Raw genomic sequence first — 19,894 nt, 5'->3', positions numbered from 1 at the left:
CGGCAGCCAGCAACTATAGTTGTGCAACGCCGTGCTTTTTCATTTCAGGAGATCCCGATCATGCAAGCCATTCGCAGCATTCTGGTGGTCATCGAACCCGAACACGCGGAAAGCCTGGCGCTCAAACGGGCCAAATTGATTGCCGGCGTGACCCAGGCGCATCTGCATCTGCTGGTGTGCGACCCCAAGCATGACCACAGCGCGATGTTGAGCGTGCTCAAGGCGGCATTGCTGGAGGATGGTTTCAGCGTCACCACCGAACAGGCCTGGAATTCGAGCCTGCATGAAACCATCGTCGATGTGCAGCAGGCCGAAGGTTGCGGGCTGGTCATCAAGCAGCACTTCCCCGACAGCGCGTTGAAAAGAGCCCTGCTGACGCCGGCTGACTGGAAACTGCTGCGCCATTGCCCAACGCCCGTGCTGCTGGTGAAAACCGCCGGTTCCTGGAAGGACAAAGTGATTCTGGCGGCCATTGACGTAGGCAATTCCGACCCGGAGCACCGCCACCTGCACAACACCATCATCGATCACGGTTACGACATCGCCAGCCTGGCCAGGGCGCAATTGCACGTGATCAGCGCCCATCCCTCGCCGATGCTGTCGTCCGCCGACCCGACCTTCCAGCTCAAGGAAACCATCGAGGCGCGCTATCGCGAGCAATGCCAGGCGTTCCAGGCGGAGTTCGATATCGACGATGCGCACCTGCACATCGAGGAAGGTCCGGCGGATGTGCTGATTCCGTTCATGGTCCACAAACTGCAGGCAGCGGTGACGGTGATCGGCACCGTGGCGCGCAGCGGGATTTCAGGGACGTTGATCGGCAATACGGCGGAAGTGGTGCTCGATGCGGTGGAGAGCGACGTGCTGGTGCTCAAGCCGCAGGAGATTGAGGATCATTTGGAGGAGATTGCTGGCAGGCATTGAAATTTACGGCGCCTGTCAGGACGCCTTCGCGAGCAGGCTCGCTCCCACAGGGAATTGCATATCGAACTGTGGGAGCGAGCCTGCTCGCGAAGCTTTTGAAATCAGGCGCCAAACGCGTCCTTGAGGAAACCGGGTGCGATATATCGCTGGTAATGCGCCTCGGACAGCAGAAAAAACTCCCGGTCGATGGCATCGCGCAATTCCGGCAGGTTCCACTCGCGAAACTCCGGCAGCAAGACCATCCCGTAGGCCTCCAGGTTGTTGATCACCCGGGCGCCCCGGGCGATCAACTGGTAGGCCCAGCAATACGCCGACTGATGGGGCACGAAGCGGATCTTGCGTTGCTCCAGCTGGGTACGCAGCAACGCCGTATCGAAAATCTCCACCTTGGCCGCCATCACCTGGGACAGCAACTGCTCCAGACGCAGCCACACCGCGCGCTTTTCTTCCTCGTTGTAACCGTTCCAGTGGATCACTTCGTGGTGGAAACGCTTGCAGCCACGGCAGACCAGATCACCGTAAACAGTGGAGCAAAGGCCGACGCAGGGGGTCTTGATGGTCTGATTGGGCATAGGTAGGCAAACGCAAAAAAGTGAAACAGGCCGGCATGTTAGCCCTTTGTCCGCCATTGATCACCCCTCCAGGTTCAGGGCCATGGCCAATCGCGCCCTGAACAACGCCTCCACCAAAGTCCAATACACACCGGCTTACCTTTAATTTTTTTTTGCCGTAGAATCAGCCAGCCTTTTTAGGCGCCAATGTCCGTTAGAAGCTGTTTTCAAAGCGTCACGAGCACAGTCGTTCCTTCAGAGCGGTGTTGGCGGAGGGTTTTTCCAGCGGGGAAAAGCCCAACGCCAACCCTCATCAGCTCCCGTTCTGCAGGCGTAAAACTTTGAAAGCAGCTTCTGTAAGGAATTGTCGGTAATTCTGGCTAAGTGGCTCACAACGCCATGCAGCGCATGAGTACGGCAATTTCGGGATGAGCGTCCCGGACACCCATTTGGGACCACTGATGAGGGTAATAACTGTGCTTGAAGCCTACCGCAAACATATCGAAGAGCGCGCAGCACTGGGTATCGTTCCCCAGCCGCTTAACGCCGAACAAACTGCAGGCCTGGTCGAGCTGCTGAAAAATCCCCCGGCTGGCGAAGAAGCTTTCCTCGTTGACCTGATCACCAATCGCGTTCCGCCAGGAGTGGACGAAGCAGCCTACGTCAAGGCCGGCTTCCTCTCCGCCATCGCCAAAGGCGAAGCCAACTCCCCTCTGATCGACAAGAAGCGCGCTGTTGAACTGCTCGGCACCATGCAGGGCGGCTACAACATCGTGACTCTGGTAAACCTGCTGGACGACGCCGAACTGGCACCAGTAGCCGCCGAAGAACTCAAGCACACCCTGCTGATGTTCGATGCTTTCCACGACGTGGCTGAAAAAGCCAAGAACGGCAACGTTCACGCCAAGGCCGTGCTGCAGTCCTGGGCTGACGCCGAGTGGTTCGTGAAGCGTCCGACCCTGGCCGACAAGATCAGCCTGCGCGTGTTCAAGGTCACCGGCGAAACCAACACCGACGACCTGTCCCCTGCTCCCGATGCCTGGTCCCGTCCTGACATCCCGCTGCACGCCCTGGCCATGCTGAAAATGGCCCGTGACGGCATCGTTCCGGATGAGCAAGGCAAGACCGGCCCGATGAAGCAGATCGAAGAAATGCGCAACGCCGGCTTCCCGATCGCCTACGTGGGCGACGTTGTCGGTACCGGTTCTTCGCGTAAATCGGCAACCAACTCCGTACTGTGGTTCTTCGGCGACGACGTTCCTTACGTGCCGAACAAGCGTGCCGGCGGTTTCTGCTTCGGCAGCAAGATCGCTCCGATCTTCTACAACACCATGGAAGATGCTGGCGCACTGCCAATCGAATTCGACGTTTCCAACATGCACATGGGCGACGTGATCGACCTGTACCCGCATGCTGGCAAAGTCTGCAAGCACGGCACCGACGAAGTCCTGACCACCTTCGAAATGAAGACCCCGGTCCTGCTGGACGAAGTACGTGCTGGCGGCCGTATTCCGCTGATCATCGGCCGTGGCCTGACCGAAAAAGCTCGCGCCGAGCTGGGTCTGCCACCTTCGACTCTGTTCAAGAAGCCAGAAGCACCGGCTGAAAGCACCAAGGGTTTCACCCTGGCGCAGAAAATGGTCGGCAAGGCTTGCGGAGTGACCGGTATCCGTCCGGGCACCTACTGCGAACCGAAAATGACCACCGTGGGTTCTCAGGACACCACCGGTCCAATGACCCGTGACGAACTGAAAGACCTGGCGTGCCTGGGCTTCTCGACCGACCTGGTGATGCAGTCCTTCTGCCACACCGCGGCTTATCCTAAGCCGATCGACGTGACCACCCACCACACCCTGCCTGACTTCATCATGACCCGTGGCGGCGTGTCCCTGCGTCCGGGCGACGGCATCATCCACTCGTGGCTGAACCGCATGCTGCTGCCAGACACCGTCGGTACCGGTGGTGACTCCCACACCCGTTTCCCGATCGGCATCTCGTTCCCGGCCGGTTCCGGCCTGGTCGCGTTCGCCGCTGCCACCGGCGTCATGCCGCTGGACATGCCTGAGTCGATCCTGGTCCGCTTCAAGGGCAAGCTGCAGCCTGGCGTCACCCTGCGTGACCTGGTTCATGCCATCCCTTACTACGCGATCCAGAAAGGCCTGCTGACCGTCGAGAAGAAAGGCAAGAAGAACGCCTTCTCCGGCCGCATCCTGGAAATCGAAGGTCTGGAAACCCTGACCGTCGAGCAAGCCTTCGAACTGTCCGACGCCTCGGCAGAACGTTCGGCTGCCGGTTGCACCATCAAGCTGTCCAAAGAGTCGATCGCCGAGTACCTGCAGTCGAACATCACCCTGCTGCGCTGGATGATCGGCGAAGGCTACGGCGATGCCCGTACCCTGGAGCGTCGTGCTCAAGCGATGGAAGCCTGGCTGGCCAACCCTGAGCTGCTGGAAGCGGACAAGGACGCCGAATACGCCGAAGTCATCGAGATCGACCTGGCCGACGTCAAGGAGCCTGTGCTCTGCGCGCCGAACGACCCGGACGACGCCCGTCTGCTCTCCTCCGTACAGGGCGAGAAGATCGACGAAGTGTTCATCGGTTCGTGCATGACCAACATCGGTCACTTCCGCGCTGCCGGTAAACTGCTGGATCAGGTCAAGGGTCAGCTGCCAACCCGTCTGTGGCTGTCGCCTCCGACCAAGATGGACGCTCACCAACTGACCGAAGAAGGCTACTACGGCATCTACGGCAAGGCTGGCGCCCGCATGGAAATGCCAGGCTGCTCGCTGTGCATGGGTAACCAGGCACGTGTAGAGCCGAACTCGACTGTAGTGTCGACTTCGACCCGTAACTTCCCGAACCGTCTGGGTGACGGCGCGAACGTCTACCTGGCTTCGGCCGAGCTGGCGTCCGTGGCTTCCATCCTGGGTCGCCTGCCGACCGTCGAGGAGTACATGGAATACGCTGGCAAGATCGACAGCATGGCGGCCGATGTCTACCGCTACCTGTCCTTCGACCAGATCGCCGAGTTCCGTGAAGCTGCAGCGAACGCCAACATCCCGGTCGTTCAAGCCTAACGCTACAAAGCAATGAAGAACGCCGCCCATCGTGAGATGAGCGGCGTTTTTTTATGCCTGTGATTTCACCATTTCCCCCTGTAGGAGCGAGCCTGCTCGCGATAGCGGCGGGTCAGTCGATGAAAATGTTACCGACAGCCTGCTATCGCGAGCAGGCTCGCTCCTACAGAAGGCTATGAGTCCAGCTTGAAGGCCTGCTGCACCGCCCCATCCACACTCAACCCACTCAACATCACCTTGCAGGCCTTCACCTCGGGCAACGCCGCCAATGCGGTTTCAGCACTGTCCTTCAGACGAGCCAGAATCAACCGCTTGCCCTCCAGATTCACGCGCACAAAGAACTCCTGCAGCGCCTCAATGCTGGTGCCATCCAGATCCGGCGACTCTTCCAGGCTGAGAATCACCGTATGAATCGGCGCCTGCGCATGCCGGATCAGGCGCAAGGCGCCGCCGAGAATCCGCTCGACATTGGCAAAGAACAACGCTTCACCCGGACGCACAATCAACACACCCGGCTGCGCTTTCGCCGTCGGATGGCGCTGCAGGTCGACAAAATCGTGGCCGTCATCGATGCGACCGAGAATCTGGATGTCCGCCGCCGACATCTGCTTGAGCATCAACAACACGCTGATGGCCACCGCCACCAGCAAACCGTCGAGCACACCCAGCATCAGTACCGCCCCCACGGCGCAAATCACCAGCAGACGGTCACGCCGCCAGATGAAATAACGCCCCAATGGTTGCAGGCTCAAGCCCCGGCTCAGCGCGTGGATGACGATCGCGGCGAGAATCGGCTCCGGGGTCAGGGCGATATAAGGCAGCACCGTCAAGACAATGAGCAGCACCACCAGTGCCGCCACCCCACCGGCCAGCCGTGAGGTCGCACCGGCGGCTTCATTCGCCGATGTCGCCGAATACCCTGCCCCCGCGGGCATACCGTGGAATAGGCCGGACAGCAGATTGGAAGCACCGAGCGCCAGCAGGTCCCGATTGGAGGTGATGCGATCGCCGTGTTTAAGCGCGTAGGCACTGATGGAGCCGTAGGACTCCGCGTACAGGATCATCACCATGGCAAACGCCAGCTCCCCAAGGCGCAACCAGTCGGCGAACGGCAGAACCGGCAGCGTTGGCACCTCAAGGCTGAGGTCGATCACCCCGATTAACTTCACGCCGTACGTAGGCAGGTTCAGCCAATGGCCGGCGGCGATGCCGATCACCACCACCAGCAAACCGCCAGGCAGGCGTCGAAACCGCGCAAACAGCTGTAACAGCAGCAAAGCCACCAAGCCGACGCCCGCTGCCACCCAGTTCCATTGCGGCAATTGTTCGAGCAATTGCGGCAGGAATCGCACCAGATTGGCATCGCTCAGATGCACCCCGACCACACTCGCGACCTGCTTGAAAATGATGGTCAGCGCCAGGCCAAAGGCAAAACCGCGCAACACGGGCTTGGCGATGAATGACGTCACGCTGCCGAGCTTGAACAAGCCCGCCAGCAAAAAGAATGCCCCCGTCATCATCACCAGTCCGATCGCCAGGGCCGAGCGCAGTTGCGGGTCGCCATTGGCCAGGGTCGCGGTGGCGGCGGCCAGGACGGCGGCGGAGGATGAGGTCGCCGAGACAATGGCAAAGCGGCTGGTGCCGAACAGGCCGTAGCACAACAGGCCGGCGAACAGGGCGATGACGCCCGCCTGGGGAGCGAGTGCTGCGATGCTTGAATAAGCGACCGCTTCGGGTAGCAGCAGTCCGGCAATCGACAACCCGGCCAACAGGTCCTGCCAACGGTTGGGCTGCTCGGAGGGGTTTTGAGGCGAGGCGCTCGACAATCCAGTGTCTCCAGGCGAAAAAAAGCCGCTGCGCGCATCACGCGCAGCGGCCACTGTAGCTGTCAAACCGGCTCTGCGCGAGCCGGCGAACGATCACGCCGTCAACGAATAAATCAGCGCCGAAATCGCTACCAGACCGACCGCCACCACAAACACGTTCGACGCCTGGCCGCGATAGCGCGCCATGGCCGGCACCTTGCGGATGGCGTACATCGGCATCAGGAACAGGATCGCCGCGATCACCGGGCCGCCCAGGGTTTCGATCATGCCCAGGATGCTCGGGTTCAGCGTGGCAACGATCCAGCACACCACCAGCATGAACGCGGCGGTCATGCGATCCAGGGTCTTGGCCGCCGGACGCTTTCCGCTTTTGACGATCAGGCCCTTGAGGCCTTCGCTGGCACCGATGTAATGGCCCAGGAACGACTTGGAGATGGCCACGAAAGCAATCAACGGCGCCGCGAAGGCGATGGTCGGGTTGCTGAAGTGGTTGGCCAGGTAGGACAGGATCGACAGGTTCTGCGCCTTCGCTTCGGCCAGTTGCGCCGGCGACAGGGTCAGCACACAGCTGAAGACGAAGAACAGCACCATCACCACCATCAAGGCGTGGGCGCGGGACAGGATCTGCGAGCTGCGCTGTTCGGCGTGTTCACCATAACGACGCTTCTGGTCCACCGCGAACGCCGAGATGATCGGCGAATGGTTGAACGAGAACACCATCACCGGGATTGCCAGCCATAGGGTATGCAGCAAGGCAGACGGCTCGGGCATCGTGCTGGCGGTGGTCAGGATGCCGCCGTTCCAGTGCGGAATCAGGAACACCGCCAGGAACAGCAAGGCGACGATGAACGGGTAGACCATCAGGCTCATGGCCTTGACGATCATCTGCTCGCCGCAACGCACCACGGCCAGCAGGCCGAGGATCAGCACCAGCGACAGCACCGCGCGCGGTGGCGGCATGATGTGCAGTTGATGCTCGAGGAAGCTGCCCACGGTGTTGGTCAGGGCCACGCTGTAGATCAGCAGGATCGGGAAGATCGCAAAGAAGTAGAGCAAGGTGATCAGCGCGCCGGCCTTGATGCCGAAATGCTCTTCCACGACTTCGGTGATGTCCGCACCTTCACGACCGGACAGCACGAAGCGGGTCAGGCCACGGTGCGCGTAGAAGGTCATCGGGAACGCCAGCAACGCCAGGATCAGCAGCGGCCAGAAACCGCCAAGGCCCGCGTTGATCGGCAAAAACAGGGTACCCGCACCAATCGCCGTGCCAAACAGGCCCAGCATCCAGGTGGTGTCATGACGATTCCAGCTCGAAAGCGTTGCTGGTGTCGCCGATACAAAGCGTTCGTTAACGCTATTGGCCTGATCATTCATCCGGTGGGATCTCCACATTCCGGTCACTTGCCACCCGGCCAGAACGCGTCGGAGTACCCGACAGGCAGCGCCCGGCCGAAACAGGGGCGCGATTGTCCAAGATTAATGAACAGAAGCAAAGACTTAGATGAGGAACGGTTGTACCAGGTTGCACCGCCCCCCCTTTCTGTATGAGCGAGCATGCTCGCGAGAAACCCGAGAGCGCCGCGGGGTGTCAGGCTTCCCGCGTAATCGTTGGCGTCCATCGCGAGCAGGCTCGCTCCTACAGGGGTTCGCGTCGTTCATCGGTAAACGTCAGTCCGCACTTGATAAAGGTTATTCATCATGTATTTTTAATGCACCTGCCCTCAATCCGGAGTCACGTCATGCCACTGGTTCGCATCGAGATCAAAAAGCAACAGGACCCTACCTACGCCAAGCGCATCGGCGAACTGGTCTACGCCGCCATGCACAGCGCCATTGACGTGCCCAAGGACGATAACTTCCAGATCCTCGCCGAACACGACGAGCATCACTTCATCTTCGATCCGACCTACCTCGGCATTTCCCGCACCGACAAGCTGGTCATCATCCAGATCACGATGAGCGAGGGGCGTACTGTCGAGAAGAAAAAACTGCTCTACAAGACCATCGCCGAAAGCCTGAACAAGGAACTGGCCGTGCGTCTGGAGGATGTTTTCATTAATCTGGTGGAAGTGAAGAAGGAAAACTGGTCGTTCGGCAACGGCATCGCCCAGTACGCCCTCTGACGTTCCATTCAAATACCTGTGAGCCACCCATGCCTCGAGTTTCCCGCAAGCAAGCCGATCTCAACCGCGAAATCATTGTCGACGCCGCCACCCGCCTGTTCCGCGAACGCGGGCTGCACGGAATCAGCGTCGTCGATGTGATGGCGGCGGCCGGCCTGACCCATGGCGGTTTCTATGGCCACTTCGAGTCCAAGGAAGCCTTGGCCAAAGAGGCCAGCGAGCGGGCGTTCAAGCAAGTGGGTGAGCGCTGGAAGCTACGGGGCGATACCGGCCAGGACAAAGCCTCTGCGCGTCAGGCGTTGATCGAGCCGTACCTTTCGGCCCATAGCCGTGACAATCCCGGTGAAAGCTGCCCGGTGGTGGCTTTCGCCGGTGACATGTGCCACGAGAGCGCCGACAGCGGCTTGCGCGAGCCGTTCATGGCGGGGCTGAACCGACTGCTCGATGCATTCGGCCAGTTGATGGATTCGGACGATCCCGAGGAACAGCGCCAACAGGCACTCGTGCAGTATTCGCTGATGGTCGGCGCGCTGACGCTGGCCCGTGCCACCCGGGGCGAGGCCCTGTCGGACGAAATCCTCGAAGCGGCGCGACGCTTCCTGACCAACGACGCTTCCTGACCCTGTAGGAGCGAGCCTGCTCGCGAAGAACGCCCAGACAACGCGGGCATCCAGAAACCCCGCGTTCTCGTTAACACCCATCGCAGCCTGCGGCAGCTCCTACACTGATGGATGCGGCTCGGACATGACGATTGCCAAAATGCTCGGGAGGCAGCAATCTCACCCGACGTTCGAGCCCATCACCCATGCCCAAAGGAGCCAAGCATGCCCGCAACCGTACTGGTACTGGTTGAGACCATCAACGATTACCTGCCCATCCTCGAACATCAGGGTTTCCACCTGATTCTGGCCCCTACCCCTGCCGAGCGCGCCGAAGCCATCAAACGTCATGGCGCCGGGATCGACGCGGTCCTGACCCGCGGCCCGCTGGGCCTGCATGCCAATGAAATCGCCGCCCTGCCCAAGCTGAAAATCATCTGCGTGATCGGCGCCGGCTATGAAATGGTCGACCTGCAGGCGGCCGCCGACCGGGGCATCACCGTCACCAATGGCGCCGGGGTCAATGCCTCGTCCGTCGCCGACCACGCCATGGCCCTGCTGCTGTCGCTGGTGCGTGACGTGCCCCGGTGCGACGCCGCCGTGCGCCGGGGCGAGTGGCCGAAAATCATGCGCCCTTCCCTGGCCGGCAAACGCCTGGGGATTCTGGGTCTGGGTGCAGTCGGCATGGCCATTGCCAAACGCGCCGCCGGCGGGTTCGACATGAATGTGTGCTACCACAACCGCCAGCATCGCGATGACGTGCCCTACGAGTTCTGCTCCACCCCCACCGAACTGGCACGCGCCTCGGATTTCCTGATCATTGCCACCCCCGGTGGCCTGGGCACCCAACACCTGGTCAATCGCCAGGTCCTCGACGCCCTGGGCCCCAACGGTTTTCTGGTCAACATCGCCCGGGCCAGCGTGGTGGTCACCGCCGATCTGATCACCGCCCTCGAGCAACGGCGTATCGCCGGCGCCGCACTGGACGTGTTCGATGCCGAGCCTCAGGTGCCGGATGCGCTCAAGACCCTGAGCAACGTCATCCTGACCCCACATGTCGCCGGCCTGTCGCCAGAGGCGACCCAGGGCACCGTCGAGCTGGTGGGCCGCAACCTGGTGGCGTTCTTCTCCGGCAAGCCTGTACTTACCCCGATCGAACTGCCGCGCGGCCTCAGTAACGCCGCGGTGTAGGACAATTCAAACAGGTGTATCAAAAACAATGATTGCCCGGCAACACGCTCACCTATAAGGGCGGTTCGTGGTTGTGGCTGCCGGGAGCGCGCATTAGATTAGCCAATAGTTGCAGGCCTCCAGAATAAGCAGAAGGGATAAGCATGGCGCTTACTGACCAGTCCACCCGTATCCGCTCCGGCGAAGAACTCGATGCCAGCCTGATCGATCCGTACCTCAAGGCGCACATTCCCGGCCTCACCGGCTTGCCGCAGATCAGCCAGTTTCCCGGCGGCGCGTCGAACCTCACCTATTTGCTCGAATACCCGGAACAGGAGTTCGTCCTGCGCCGACCACCCTTCGGCCACAAGGCCAAGTCCGCCCATGACATGGGCCGCGAATTCCGCATCCTCAATCAATTGCGCGACGGTTTTCCGTATTGCCCCAAAGCCTACGTGCACTGCACCGACGAATCGGTGATCGGCGCCGAGTTCTACGTGATGGAACGGGTCAAGGGCATCATCCTGCGCTCGGAACTGCCGCCGGAACTGGGGCTCGATGCAGCGAAAACCGAAGCGCTGTGCAAAAGCTTCATCGACAAGTTCGTCGAACTGCACCGGGTCGATTACAACGCCTACGGCCTGGGCGACTTGGGCAAGCCCGAGGGGTACGTGGCACGGCAGATCAAGGGCTGGAGCGAGCGCTACGAAAAAGCCCTGACCCCGGACGCGCCCCATTGGGAAGCGGTCAAGGCCTGGCTTAACGACAAGATGCCGGCCGATCACCCGACCTCCAGCATCGTGCACAACGACTATCGCTTCGATAACGTGATCCTCGATCCGCACAACCCGATGCAGATCATCGGCGTGCTCGACTGGGAGCTGACCACCCTTGGCGATCCGTTGATGGACCTGGGCAACACCCTCGCCTACTGGATCGAAGCCGGCGACCCGGCACCCGTGCAACTGATGCGTCGCCAGCCAAGCCATGCACCCGGCATGCTGACCCGCCGCGAATTCGTCGATTACTACGCCGAACGCTCCGGCATCCAGATCGACAACTTCGACTTCTACTACACCTACGGCCTGTTTCGCCTGGCCGGCATCGTGCAGCAGATCTACTACCGCTTCTACCATGGCCAGACCCAGGACAAACGCTTCGCGCAGTTCATTCACATGAACAAACTGCTGGAACAAATGAGCCTGCAGGTCATCCACAAATCCAGCCTCTGACCCCAATCCTCTGTAGGAGCGAGCCCGCTCGCGATGGTCGTGAACGATAACGCTGGGCACCTGACACCCTGCGGCGCTCCTGAGTCCATCGCGAGCAGGCTCGCTCCTACAGTGAACAGAATCGGCCTCTGAGCCAGATCTCCAATAAGGAAAATCCCATGTCCAAGACTCAGTTGTTCGACCTCGACGGCAAGATCGCTTTCGTCTCCGGCGCCAGCCGCGGCATCGGTGAGGCCATCGCCAAACTGCTGGCCCAGCAAGGCGCCCATGTGATCGTCTCGAGCCGCAAGCTCGAAGGTTGCCAGCACGTAGCCGACGCGATCATCGCCGCCGGTGGCAAGGCCACGGCCATCGCGTGCCATATCGGGGAAATGGAACAGATCAGCCAGGTCTTCGCCGGCATCAAGGAGCAGTTCGGTCGCCTGGATATCCTGGTCAACAACGCGGCGACCAACCCGCAGTTCTGCAATGTGCTGGACACCGATCTGGGCGCGTTCCAGAAGACCGTCGACGTCAACATTCGCGGTTATTTCTTCATGTCGGTGGAAGCCGGCAAGCTGATGCGCGAGAACGGCGGCGGCAGCATCATCAACGTGGCGTCGATCAACGGCATCTCGCCGGGCGTGTTCCAGGGCATCTATTCGGTGACCAAGGCGGCCGTGATCAACATGACGAAGGTCTTCGCCAAGGAATGCGCGCAGTTCGGCATTCGCTGCAACGCCCTCCTCCCGGGCCTGACCGACACCAAGTTCGCCTCGGCCCTGGTGAAGAACGAAGCCATCCTCAACACCGCGCTGGCGCAAATCCCGCTCAAGCGCGTGGCAGACCCGAGTGAGATGGCCGGCGCGGTGCTGTACCTGGCCAGCGATGCCTCCAGCTACACCACCGGCGTTTCGCTGAATGTGGATGGCGGTTTCCTGTCCTGATTTACAGGTGCTTTTGCAGGAGCAAGGCTTGCCCGCGATAGCGATCTTGAGGACCCCATCGCGGGCAAGCCTTGCTCCCACAAAAGCACGGTTATTGAGTGACGCACCGGGTTGTGGTCGTCAGCCGTGTGACCTGGCCATCTTCACCTCGTACATCACCGATGACATCGGTTTTATCCATGGCCTGGCAGGTGCGCTCAGGAGGTGGCGGTGGCGCAGCGGGCGGTGGAGGTGGCGGACTGGCGCACCCGGCAAGAACCGCAGTGCAGAGGGCCAGAGGTGCAAAAACGCGCTTCCCGAGACTGTTCATAGGATGACCCGCGAAAAGTGATCGACAAGTTTGTGACAACAAAACACTGCCAAAAAGTTCACGGGTAGCCGACAGAAAAGCTGTTTTTATGGGTCTTCAGGCCCAATCGATATTCAAAACCGACAAAAACTACATCACCGGATCAGGGCGATTCAGGCTGCTGGTCTCCAGTTCGTAGCGCAGTTCTTCAATCAGCGCGGCCACCGCTTCGGCTGACTGCAGCGTCGTCATATTCAAACCACTGACCACCAGATCCACCTGCCCGGATACAGGGTGATAAAGCTTGACCGTCAGGTAATGATCGCCCGAGATGCTGCAATCACAGGCCAGTGGCGAAAAACTGTGTTCGATCAGCATGCGCAGCTGAGCCAGGGTCATCATTGGCACCCACCCAGGCGGCGCCATTTTGCAGGCTGCAGATTCATCAAGTGTTCCTTCGGCGGTTCGCAGGAAATACGCAGGCAGTGGAAAATGCCTTTTACAGTGATTCATCCTAGGAGCCGTTGCACCAGGTCAACACATGTAATTGCACCGCGAAAACTAGTGCATTTGCACCTTACCGTTATCCCCTCGGCTTCCTCGCACCGGAAAATAACCCCCGCTCCCGCGCCCAGACAATCGCCTCGCTGCGGCTGTGAACATCAAGCTTGGAGTACACCGTCGCCACATGATTGCGCACCGTGTTCGGCGCCAGCTTCAAGCGCGCGGCGATTTCCTTGTCCGCCAGGCCTTCGCAGATCAGCCCCAGCACATCGCGCTCGCGGGCGGTCAGATCAGTGAGAGACACGCTGGGCAGTTGCGGTGAATTGACGTTTTTCACATTGGCAAGCTTCTCGATCAGCGTGCGGCTGAACCAGGAAGCGTCCTTCATTACCTCTTCAATCGCCGACACCAGCTCCAGTTCGGTGCGCTTGCGCTCGGTGATGTCCATCAGTACCAGCAGATAGCAGGGAAGATCCTGAATGTTCACCGTGTCCGCCGACACGGCGCAATCAATCAGCCCGGCATCTTTTTTACGCACCCGCACATCGATGCGGTCCAGTCGCCCGGCTTTCTCCAGCGCCGCGAACAGGCGCACGCCGGCGTTTTTGTCTTCGATGAAATCGATGTGCGTAATGCTTTCGCCGACCAATTCTTCACTGCCATAGCCAAGGGTATCGAGGAAGGCTTCATTGACATCCAGCACCACCTGATCACCAGCGCCACACACCAGGATCGGCACCGGTGACAACCGAAACGCCTTGGCAAAGCGCTCCTCACTCTGGCGCAGGGCCATTTCCGCCTTGTGCCTGGGCTCCATGTCCACGAAAGAAAACAGCATGCAGGCTTCGTCGTTGAGCTCCAGGGGCTGGCCGGCGACGATCACCTGTTTGCTGTCTCCATCGGCCAAGCGCAGCTCGGCCTGCATCTGCGGAATGGTCAGGCCTTCAAGCAGGCGTTGCTTGGCCAGGTCCTTGTTTTGTGCGTGCTCCAGTACATCCAGCTCATAGGTGGAGGTGCCGATCACTTGATCCCGGGCATAACCGGTCATCTCCAGAAAACCCGGATTGACCTTGATGTAGCGCAAATCGCTGAGACGACAGATCACCGCCGGCGCCGGGTTGGCGGCGAAAGTCTTCTCGAAGCGCTGCTCGGCGCTGGCCCAGTCGGTGACATCGTCCATGATCAGTACCAGGGACTCCGGCTCGCCATGGCTGTCGGTGACCACCAGGCTGCGCACACGATGAACCCAAGTGCGCTCTTCGTCATGGGCCGGGGTCAGCTCGACCAGCACATCGCTGAAGGTCTCGCCGCGCGCGACACGACTGATCGGATAATTCGCCACCGGCACCGGGTGATTGTTGCGATAACGCAGGGCGAAACGCTGTGCGTATTCCCTGGCATTGCCCCCCAGCTCCCCGATCCGCTGCACACCATGCATGGCCAGCGCGGCGTTGTTGGCCCAGACGATCGTCTGGTCGAGTTCCAGCAGAATCACCCCGTCGGACAGGCCGGTGATGATCTGCTGCAACTGACGGCGACTGGTTTCGGTGCTCAGGACGTCCTGGCTCATTGGTTCTCCCCGGGTGCGACGGTGTTGTGAAGATGTCGACCGCGGGGCCCTGTAATCGTGCGACAAAAACGCCGCCGCCCTTTTGTAGGAGCGAGCCTGCTCGCGATGGTGTGCCAGACGACGCGGGGTGTCTGGTCCTCCATCGCGAGCAGGCTCGCTCCTACAAATGGCAGGACTGTACTTAAGCGGCCAGTTCGCCTTTAGCCACGGCCGCCGACGCCGCCAGCATCGCCCGCAGCAACACCGCACACCCGGCCGCCAGGTCATCCGGCGCGGCGTTTTCGATTTCGTTGTGGCTGATGCCGCCTTCGCACGGGACGAAGATCATCCCGGCCGGGCCGAGCTCGGCGAGGAAGATCGCGTCGTGGCCAGCGCCGCTAACGATGTCCATGTGCGACAGGCCCAGGCCTTGCGCCGCGCCACGCACCGCTTCGACGCAACCCTTGTCGAAATACAGTGGCGGAAAGTCGGCGGTTGGGGTCAGTTCAAAGGTCAGGCCGTGTTCCTTGCAGGTGGTTTCGATCACTTCGCGGACTTCGGCGATCATCGAGTCCAGGCGCGCCGGTTCCAGATGGCGGAAGTCCAGGGTCATGCGCACTTCCCCGGGGATGACGTTGCGTGAACCTGGATAGGCTTGCAGGCAACCGACGGTGCCGCACGCGTGGGGTTGATGGCCGTGGGCTGCACGATTGACCGCACCGACGATCACCGCAGCACCCACCAGTGCATCCTTGCGCAGGTGCATCGGGGTCGGACCGGCGTGGGCTTCGACGCCACGCAGTTTCAGGTCGAACCATTTCTGCCCCAACGCGCCCATCACTACGCCGATGGTTTTGCGCTCGTCTTCGAGAATCGGCCCCTGTTCGATATGCGCCTCGAAATAGGCACCCACCGCGTGCCCGCTGACCGCGCGCGGCCCGGCATAGCCGATGGCGTTCAACGCCTCGCCCACCGTCACGCCGTCGGCGTCGACCTTGGCCAGGGTTTCTTCGAGGGTGAATTTTTCCGCGAACACGCCGGAGCCCATCATGCACGGGGCGAAACGCGAACCTTCTTCGTTGGTCCACACCACCACTTCCAGCGGCGCTTCGGTTTCGATGTTCAAGTCATTGAGGGTGCGCAGCACTTCGACGCCGGCCAGCACGCCGAAGCAGCCATCGAACTTGCCGCCGGTGGGCTGGGTGTCTATGTGGCTGCCGGTCATCACCGGCGGCAGGTCCGGATTGCGCCCCGGGCGACGGGCAAAAATATTGCCCACGGCGTCGATGCTGACGGTGCAGCCGGCCTCTTCACACCACTTCACGAAGATGTCGCGAGCCTGGCGATCGAGGTCGGTCAGGGCCAGGCGACAGACACCGCCCTTGACCGTGGCACCGAGCCTGGCCAGCTCCATGAGCGACTGCCACAGGCGATCGCGGTTGATGTGCTGATGGGTGGACTGCAGAACGTCGACGGCTGCGTTCATGGGGATCTCCTCAGGCTGTTCTTATAGTTTCTTCAGGCAAATTCTCGGTGTATTTGAGACCGCTATCGCGAGCAGGCTCGCTCCTACAGTTGAAATGCATTCCCCTGTAGGAGCGAGCCTGCTCGCGAAGAGGCCATCCGCTACACCGCCGATTTCACGGCAGACGGCTGCGCCCGCATCGCGCACAAACCGTAATAAATCAACCCACCCAGCGCCGAGCCGGTAAACCAGCCATAGCTGTAGAACCAGCTGAACGCATCGCTGCCCAGCGACAACAGCGTCAATACCACCGGCACGCCAAACGCGAGAAACCCGTTCCAGTTCCACGCCGGGTACACGTCATCGCGATACAGGCCGGCCAGGTCCAGTTGCTGTTTCTTGATCAGGAAATAGTCCACCACCATGATCCCGGCGATCGGCCCCAACAGGCTGGAATAGCCCAGCAGCCAGTTGGAATACACCGTCTCCAGGCTGATGTCGGAAACGATCAGGCCGAGTTTCTTCAGCAGTTCATGAGCCATCAGCGCCAGGCCGACGAAGCCGGTGAGCATCACCGCCTTGGTGCGGTTGATCACCTTCGGCGCGATGTTCTGGAAGTCGTTGGTGGGCGATACGATGTTCGCCGCCGTGTTGGTCGACAGCGTGGCAATAATGATCAGCGCCATGGCCACCGCGACCCAGACCGGGCTCTGGATATGGCCGATCAGCGTCACCGGATCGGACACCGTCACCCCCACCAGTTTCACCGAGGCGGCGGTCATCACCACGCCCAGCGCGGCGAACAGGAACATGGTCAGCGGCAGGCCCATGATCTGCCCGACGATCTGCGCTTTCTGGCTTTCGGCATAGCGGCTGAAGTCCGGGATGTTCAGCGACAGCGTGGCCCAGAACCCGACCATGGCGGTGAGTCCGGCGGCAAAGTAACTGACCACGCTGGCCCCTTCCGGACGCTTGGCCGGAATCGCCAGCAACTCGGTCATCGAAACGTTAGGCATCGCCCAAACAAGAAGGCCCACACCCACCGCCACCAGCAACGGCGCAGAAAGGGTCTCCAGCCATTTGATCGACTCGGCGCCGCGAATCACCACCCACAGGTTCAAGGCCCAGAACATCATGAATCCAATCACTTCACCGGTGCCGCCCAGGGATTTCCAGCCTTCGAACACCGAGCCCAGGAACAGGTGGATGGCCAGGCCACCGAACATCGTCTGGATACCGAACCAGCCGCACGCCACCAGGGCGCGGATCAGGCACGGAATGTTCGAGCCGAGGATGCCGAATGACGAGCGCAACAGCACCGGGAACGGAATGCCGTACTTGGTGCCGGGAAAGGCGTTCAGGGTCAGGGGGATCAACACGATGATGTTGGCGAACAGGATCGCCAGCAGCGCCTCACCAACGGTCAGGCCGAAATAGGCTGTCAGCACGCCGCCCAGGGTGTAGGTCGGCACGCAGATCGACATGCCGACCCACAGGGCGGTGATGTGCCATTTGTTCCAGGTTCGTTCACGCACCTTGGTCGGTGCCATGTCGTGGTTAAAACGGGGACTGTCGAGGACATCGCTGCCGGCTTCCAGCTCAAACAAGCCGTTACGCTCGATCACTTGCGATCTGTTCTGTTGCATGGCCGCTCCACTGTTCTTTGAATTATTTTTTGCTCATCGAAAGCTGGCGACATCAATAACTGTGCCGCGCTTTACGACTGCGCATCGGGCAGTTCCATAAACACTTTGTAAGCAACTGATGTTTATCAGTTTTATTGTTGAGCCGCGGATTTGACTGTGTTGTCACTCAGGCCGAATGCAACGCCCGTCATCCAGAATTTCGAGACTCAATCTGGTGCGTGAATCTTTCTCTCAATACTGCGCATCAACCAATCAGCCGCCTCAAACAGCTGATTTCACATAGGAAATCTCGACCATATTTCGATCCTGTCAAGTGCGTCAAAATGGTGAAACGCTGCACCATTTTGTTTATTTGTATTTTTAATCCTTAATATTCAAATAGTTAAAACACGTATAAGCATATAAAAAATAATCTTGCTGATTCGATGAACTGCAGCTAGCGTTTATTCCTGACAGCGTTGACAGGAATAAACGGTCAACGATGGCTTTATATAAAACATCTAGAACCGGCATCAGTCGGTCATGCCTGCGAGGAATCCGGAATGTCTCTGTTGATTCGTGGCGCCACCGTAATTACCCATGATGAAAGTTATCGCGCCGATGTGTATTGCGCAGACGGCGTGATCAAGGCCATCGGCGACAACCTCGATATACCCGCAGGCGCCGAAGTTCTCGACGGCAGCGGCCAATACCTGATGCCCGGCGGCATCGACCCCCACACCCATATGCAACTGCCCTTCATGGGCACCGTGGCCAGCGAGGACTTTTACAGCGGCACGGCGGCGGGCCTGGCCGGTGGTACCACCTCGATCATCGACTTCGTGATTCCCAACCCCCAGCAATCCTTGATGGAGGCCTTCCATCAATGGCGCGGTTGGGCCGAGAAATCAGCTTCCGACTACGGCTTCCATGTCGCCATCACCTGGTGGAGCGAGCAGGTTCGCGAGGAAATGGCCGAGCTGGTGAACCATCACGGGGTCAACAGCTTCAAGCATTTCATGGCCTACAAAAACGCGATCATGGCCGCCGATGACACCCTGGTGGCCAGCTTCGAACGTTGCCTGGAACTGGGCGCGGTGCCCACGGTGCATGCGGAAAACGGCGAGCTGGTCTATCACCTGCAACGCAAGCTGATGGCCCAGGGCATGACCGGGCCGGAAGCGCATCCACTGTCGCGCCCTTCCCAAGTGGAAGGTGAAGCCGCCAGCCGGGCGATCCGCATTGCCGAAACCCTCGGCACGCCGCTGTACCTGGTGCACGTGTCGACCAAGGAAGCCCTGGACGAAATCACCTACGCCCGGGCCAAGGGCCAACCGGTCTACGGCGAAGTGCTGGCCGGGCATTTGCTGCTGGACGAGAGCGTCTATCAACACCCGGACTGGCAAACCGCCGCCGGCTACGTGATGAGCCCGCCGTTCCGCCCCCTCGGTCATCAGCAAGCCCTGTGGCATGGTCTGCAAGCGGGCAACCTGCACACCACCGCCACCGATCACTGCTGCTTCTGCGCCGAGCAGAAAGCCGCCGGCAAGGACGACTTCAGCAAGATTCCCAATGGCACCGCCGGCATCGAGGACCGCATGGCCGTGCTCTGGGACGAAGGGGTCAATACCGGGCGTCTGTCGATGCAGCACTTTGTCGCCCTGACGTCGACCAACACCGCGAAGATCTTCAACCTTTACCCACGCAAAGGCGCGATCCGCGTGGGCGCCGATGCCGATCTGGTGCTGTGGGACCCGCAAGGCACACGAACGATTTCGGCCAAGACCCACCACCAGCAGGTCGATTTCAACATCTTCGAAGGCAAGACCGTACGCGGCGTGCCCAGCCACACCATCAGCCAGGGCCGGGTGGTCTGGGCCGACGGCGACCTGCGCGCCGAACGGGGTGCCGGGCGGTACATCGAACGGCCGGCGTATCCGGCGGTGTTCGATTTGCTGAGCAAGCGGGCTGAGCTGCACAAGCCAACGGCTGTGAAACGCTGAAATCGAGGCCTTCGGCCATCGCGAGCAGGCT

Annotated in this window: 15 protein-coding genes; 8 read left to right on the top strand and 7 right to left on the bottom strand. The window is 60.4% G+C overall.

Going from position 1 to position 19,894, the window contains the following annotated elements; all coding sequences use genetic code 11:
- Window positions 1-60: 60 nt before the first annotated feature.
- Window positions 61-924, top strand: coding sequence for a universal stress protein (locus tag DKY63_RS01895; RefSeq protein ID WP_110962542.1), 864 nt, complete (start codon window positions 61-63; stop codon window positions 922-924).
- A 101-nt stretch (window positions 925-1,025) separates the two neighbouring features.
- On the opposite strand, the gene DKY63_RS01890 is transcribed toward DKY63_RS01895, so the two are convergent.
- Window positions 1,026-1,496, bottom strand: a complete 471-nt coding sequence (locus DKY63_RS01890; protein ID WP_110962541.1) for a DUF1289 domain-containing protein — start codon at window positions 1,494-1,496, stop codon at window positions 1,026-1,028.
- Between the two features lie 455 nt (window positions 1,497-1,951).
- Between DKY63_RS01890 and acnB the strand changes: the two genes are divergently transcribed.
- The gene (gene acnB / locus DKY63_RS01885; RefSeq protein WP_110962540.1) at window positions 1,952-4,552 is read left to right on the top strand and encodes a bifunctional aconitate hydratase 2/2-methylisocitrate dehydratase; all 2,601 of its coding nucleotides are present in this window, start codon (window positions 1,952-1,954) and stop codon (window positions 4,550-4,552) included.
- A 173-nt stretch (window positions 4,553-4,725) separates the two neighbouring features.
- On the opposite strand, the gene DKY63_RS01880 is transcribed toward acnB, so the two are convergent.
- Window positions 4,726-6,378 carry a SulP family inorganic anion transporter gene (locus DKY63_RS01880; protein WP_110962539.1) on the bottom strand — a complete coding sequence of 551 codons (1,653 nt, stop codon included), beginning with the start codon at window positions 6,376-6,378 and terminating at the stop codon, window positions 4,726-4,728.
- A 93-nt stretch (window positions 6,379-6,471) separates the two neighbouring features.
- The gene (locus DKY63_RS01875) at window positions 6,472-7,752 is read right to left on the bottom strand and encodes a serine/threonine transporter (protein WP_110962538.1); all 1,281 of its coding nucleotides are present in this window, start codon (window positions 7,750-7,752) and stop codon (window positions 6,472-6,474) included.
- 365 nt (window positions 7,753-8,117) lie between these two features.
- Here DKY63_RS01875 and DKY63_RS01865 point away from each other — a divergent pair, with 365 nt between their 5' ends.
- The 5 genes from DKY63_RS01865 to DKY63_RS01845 all read left to right on the top strand — a co-directional run bounded on the left by DKY63_RS01865 (window position 8,118) and on the right by DKY63_RS01845 (window position 12,428).
- On the top strand, window positions 8,118-8,501 hold the full coding sequence (locus DKY63_RS01865; protein ID WP_110962536.1) for a tautomerase family protein: 384 nt from the start codon (window positions 8,118-8,120) through the stop codon (window positions 8,499-8,501).
- Between the two features lie 29 nt (window positions 8,502-8,530).
- Window positions 8,531-9,121 (top strand): TetR/AcrR family transcriptional regulator, encoded by a 591-nt coding sequence (locus DKY63_RS01860; protein ID WP_110962535.1) that lies wholly within the window; start codon window positions 8,531-8,533, stop codon window positions 9,119-9,121.
- Between the two features lie 204 nt (window positions 9,122-9,325).
- Entirely contained in the window at window positions 9,326-10,291 is a 966-nt protein-coding gene (locus DKY63_RS01855) for a 2-hydroxyacid dehydrogenase (RefSeq protein WP_110962534.1), read from the top strand.
- Window positions 10,292-10,434: 143 nt separating this feature from the next.
- Window positions 10,435-11,502, top strand: coding sequence for a phosphotransferase family protein (locus DKY63_RS01850; protein WP_110962533.1), 1,068 nt, complete (start codon window positions 10,435-10,437; stop codon window positions 11,500-11,502).
- Between the two features lie 158 nt (window positions 11,503-11,660).
- On the top strand, window positions 11,661-12,428 hold the full coding sequence (locus DKY63_RS01845; RefSeq protein ID WP_110962532.1) for an SDR family oxidoreductase: 768 nt from the start codon (window positions 11,661-11,663) through the stop codon (window positions 12,426-12,428).
- A 439-nt stretch (window positions 12,429-12,867) separates the two neighbouring features.
- On the opposite strand, the gene DKY63_RS01840 is transcribed toward DKY63_RS01845, so the two are convergent.
- The 4 genes from DKY63_RS01840 to DKY63_RS01825 form a co-directional block, all read right to left on the bottom strand.
- Window positions 12,868-13,119: a DUF1652 domain-containing protein gene (locus DKY63_RS01840; RefSeq protein WP_110967817.1), complete on the bottom strand. Its 252-nt coding sequence runs from the start codon at window positions 13,117-13,119 to the stop codon at window positions 12,868-12,870.
- 181 nt (window positions 13,120-13,300) lie between these two features.
- Window positions 13,301-14,791, bottom strand: coding sequence for a helix-turn-helix transcriptional regulator (locus DKY63_RS01835; RefSeq protein ID WP_110962531.1), 1,491 nt, complete (start codon window positions 14,789-14,791; stop codon window positions 13,301-13,303).
- A 181-nt stretch (window positions 14,792-14,972) separates the two neighbouring features.
- A complete protein-coding gene (locus tag DKY63_RS01830) occupies window positions 14,973-16,256 on the bottom strand; it encodes a Zn-dependent hydrolase (protein ID WP_110962530.1) in 1,284 nt (427 codons plus the stop codon).
- Between the two features lie 140 nt (window positions 16,257-16,396).
- Entirely contained in the window at window positions 16,397-17,881 is a 1,485-nt protein-coding gene (locus tag DKY63_RS01825) for an NCS1 family nucleobase:cation symporter-1 (protein ID WP_110962529.1), read from the bottom strand.
- A gap of 542 nt (window positions 17,882-18,423) precedes the next feature.
- On the opposite strand from DKY63_RS01825, the gene hydA reads away from it, so the two are divergent.
- Window positions 18,424-19,863 (top strand): dihydropyrimidinase, encoded by a 1,440-nt coding sequence (gene hydA, locus DKY63_RS01820; RefSeq protein WP_110962528.1) that lies wholly within the window; start codon window positions 18,424-18,426, stop codon window positions 19,861-19,863.
- Window positions 19,864-19,894 lie beyond the last annotated feature (31 nt).

This window comes from Pseudomonas putida (assembly GCF_003228315.1).
GTDB lineage: Bacteria > Pseudomonadota > Gammaproteobacteria > Pseudomonadales > Pseudomonadaceae > Aquipseudomonas > Aquipseudomonas putida_S.
This window is presented reverse-complemented; position numbering and strand designations above follow the sequence as displayed.

What these genes read in the sequence shown, in the direction of transcription:
- DKY63_RS01895 (WP_110962542.1), top strand. Translation starts at nt 61, where the DNA reads ATGCAAGCCATTCGCAGCATTCTGGTGGTCATCGAACCCGAACACGCG.
- DKY63_RS01890 (WP_110962541.1), bottom strand. Translation starts at nt 1,496, where the DNA reads ATGCCCAATCAGACCATCAAGACCCCCTGCGTCGGCCTTTGCTCCACT.
- DKY63_RS01875 (WP_110962538.1), bottom strand. Translation starts at nt 7,752, where the DNA reads ATGAATGATCAGGCCAATAGCGTTAACGAACGCTTTGTATCGGCGACA.
- DKY63_RS01865 (WP_110962536.1), top strand. Translation starts at nt 8,118, where the DNA reads ATGCCACTGGTTCGCATCGAGATCAAAAAGCAACAGGACCCTACCTAC.
- DKY63_RS01860 (WP_110962535.1), top strand. Translation starts at nt 8,531, where the DNA reads ATGCCTCGAGTTTCCCGCAAGCAAGCCGATCTCAACCGCGAAATCATT.
- DKY63_RS01855 (WP_110962534.1), top strand. Translation starts at nt 9,326, where the DNA reads ATGCCCGCAACCGTACTGGTACTGGTTGAGACCATCAACGATTACCTG.
- DKY63_RS01850 (WP_110962533.1), top strand. Translation starts at nt 10,435, where the DNA reads ATGGCGCTTACTGACCAGTCCACCCGTATCCGCTCCGGCGAAGAACTC.
- DKY63_RS01845 (WP_110962532.1), top strand. Translation starts at nt 11,661, where the DNA reads ATGTCCAAGACTCAGTTGTTCGACCTCGACGGCAAGATCGCTTTCGTC.
- DKY63_RS01840 (WP_110967817.1), bottom strand. Translation starts at nt 13,119, where the DNA reads ATGATGACCCTGGCTCAGCTGCGCATGCTGATCGAACACAGTTTTTCG.
- DKY63_RS01835 (WP_110962531.1), bottom strand. Translation starts at nt 14,791, where the DNA reads ATGAGCCAGGACGTCCTGAGCACCGAAACCAGTCGCCGTCAGTTGCAG.
- DKY63_RS01830 (WP_110962530.1), bottom strand. Translation starts at nt 16,256, where the DNA reads ATGAACGCAGCCGTCGACGTTCTGCAGTCCACCCATCAGCACATCAAC.
- DKY63_RS01825 (WP_110962529.1), bottom strand. Translation starts at nt 17,881, where the DNA reads ATGCAACAGAACAGATCGCAAGTGATCGAGCGTAACGGCTTGTTTGAG.
- hydA (WP_110962528.1), top strand. Translation starts at nt 18,424, where the DNA reads ATGTCTCTGTTGATTCGTGGCGCCACCGTAATTACCCATGATGAAAGT.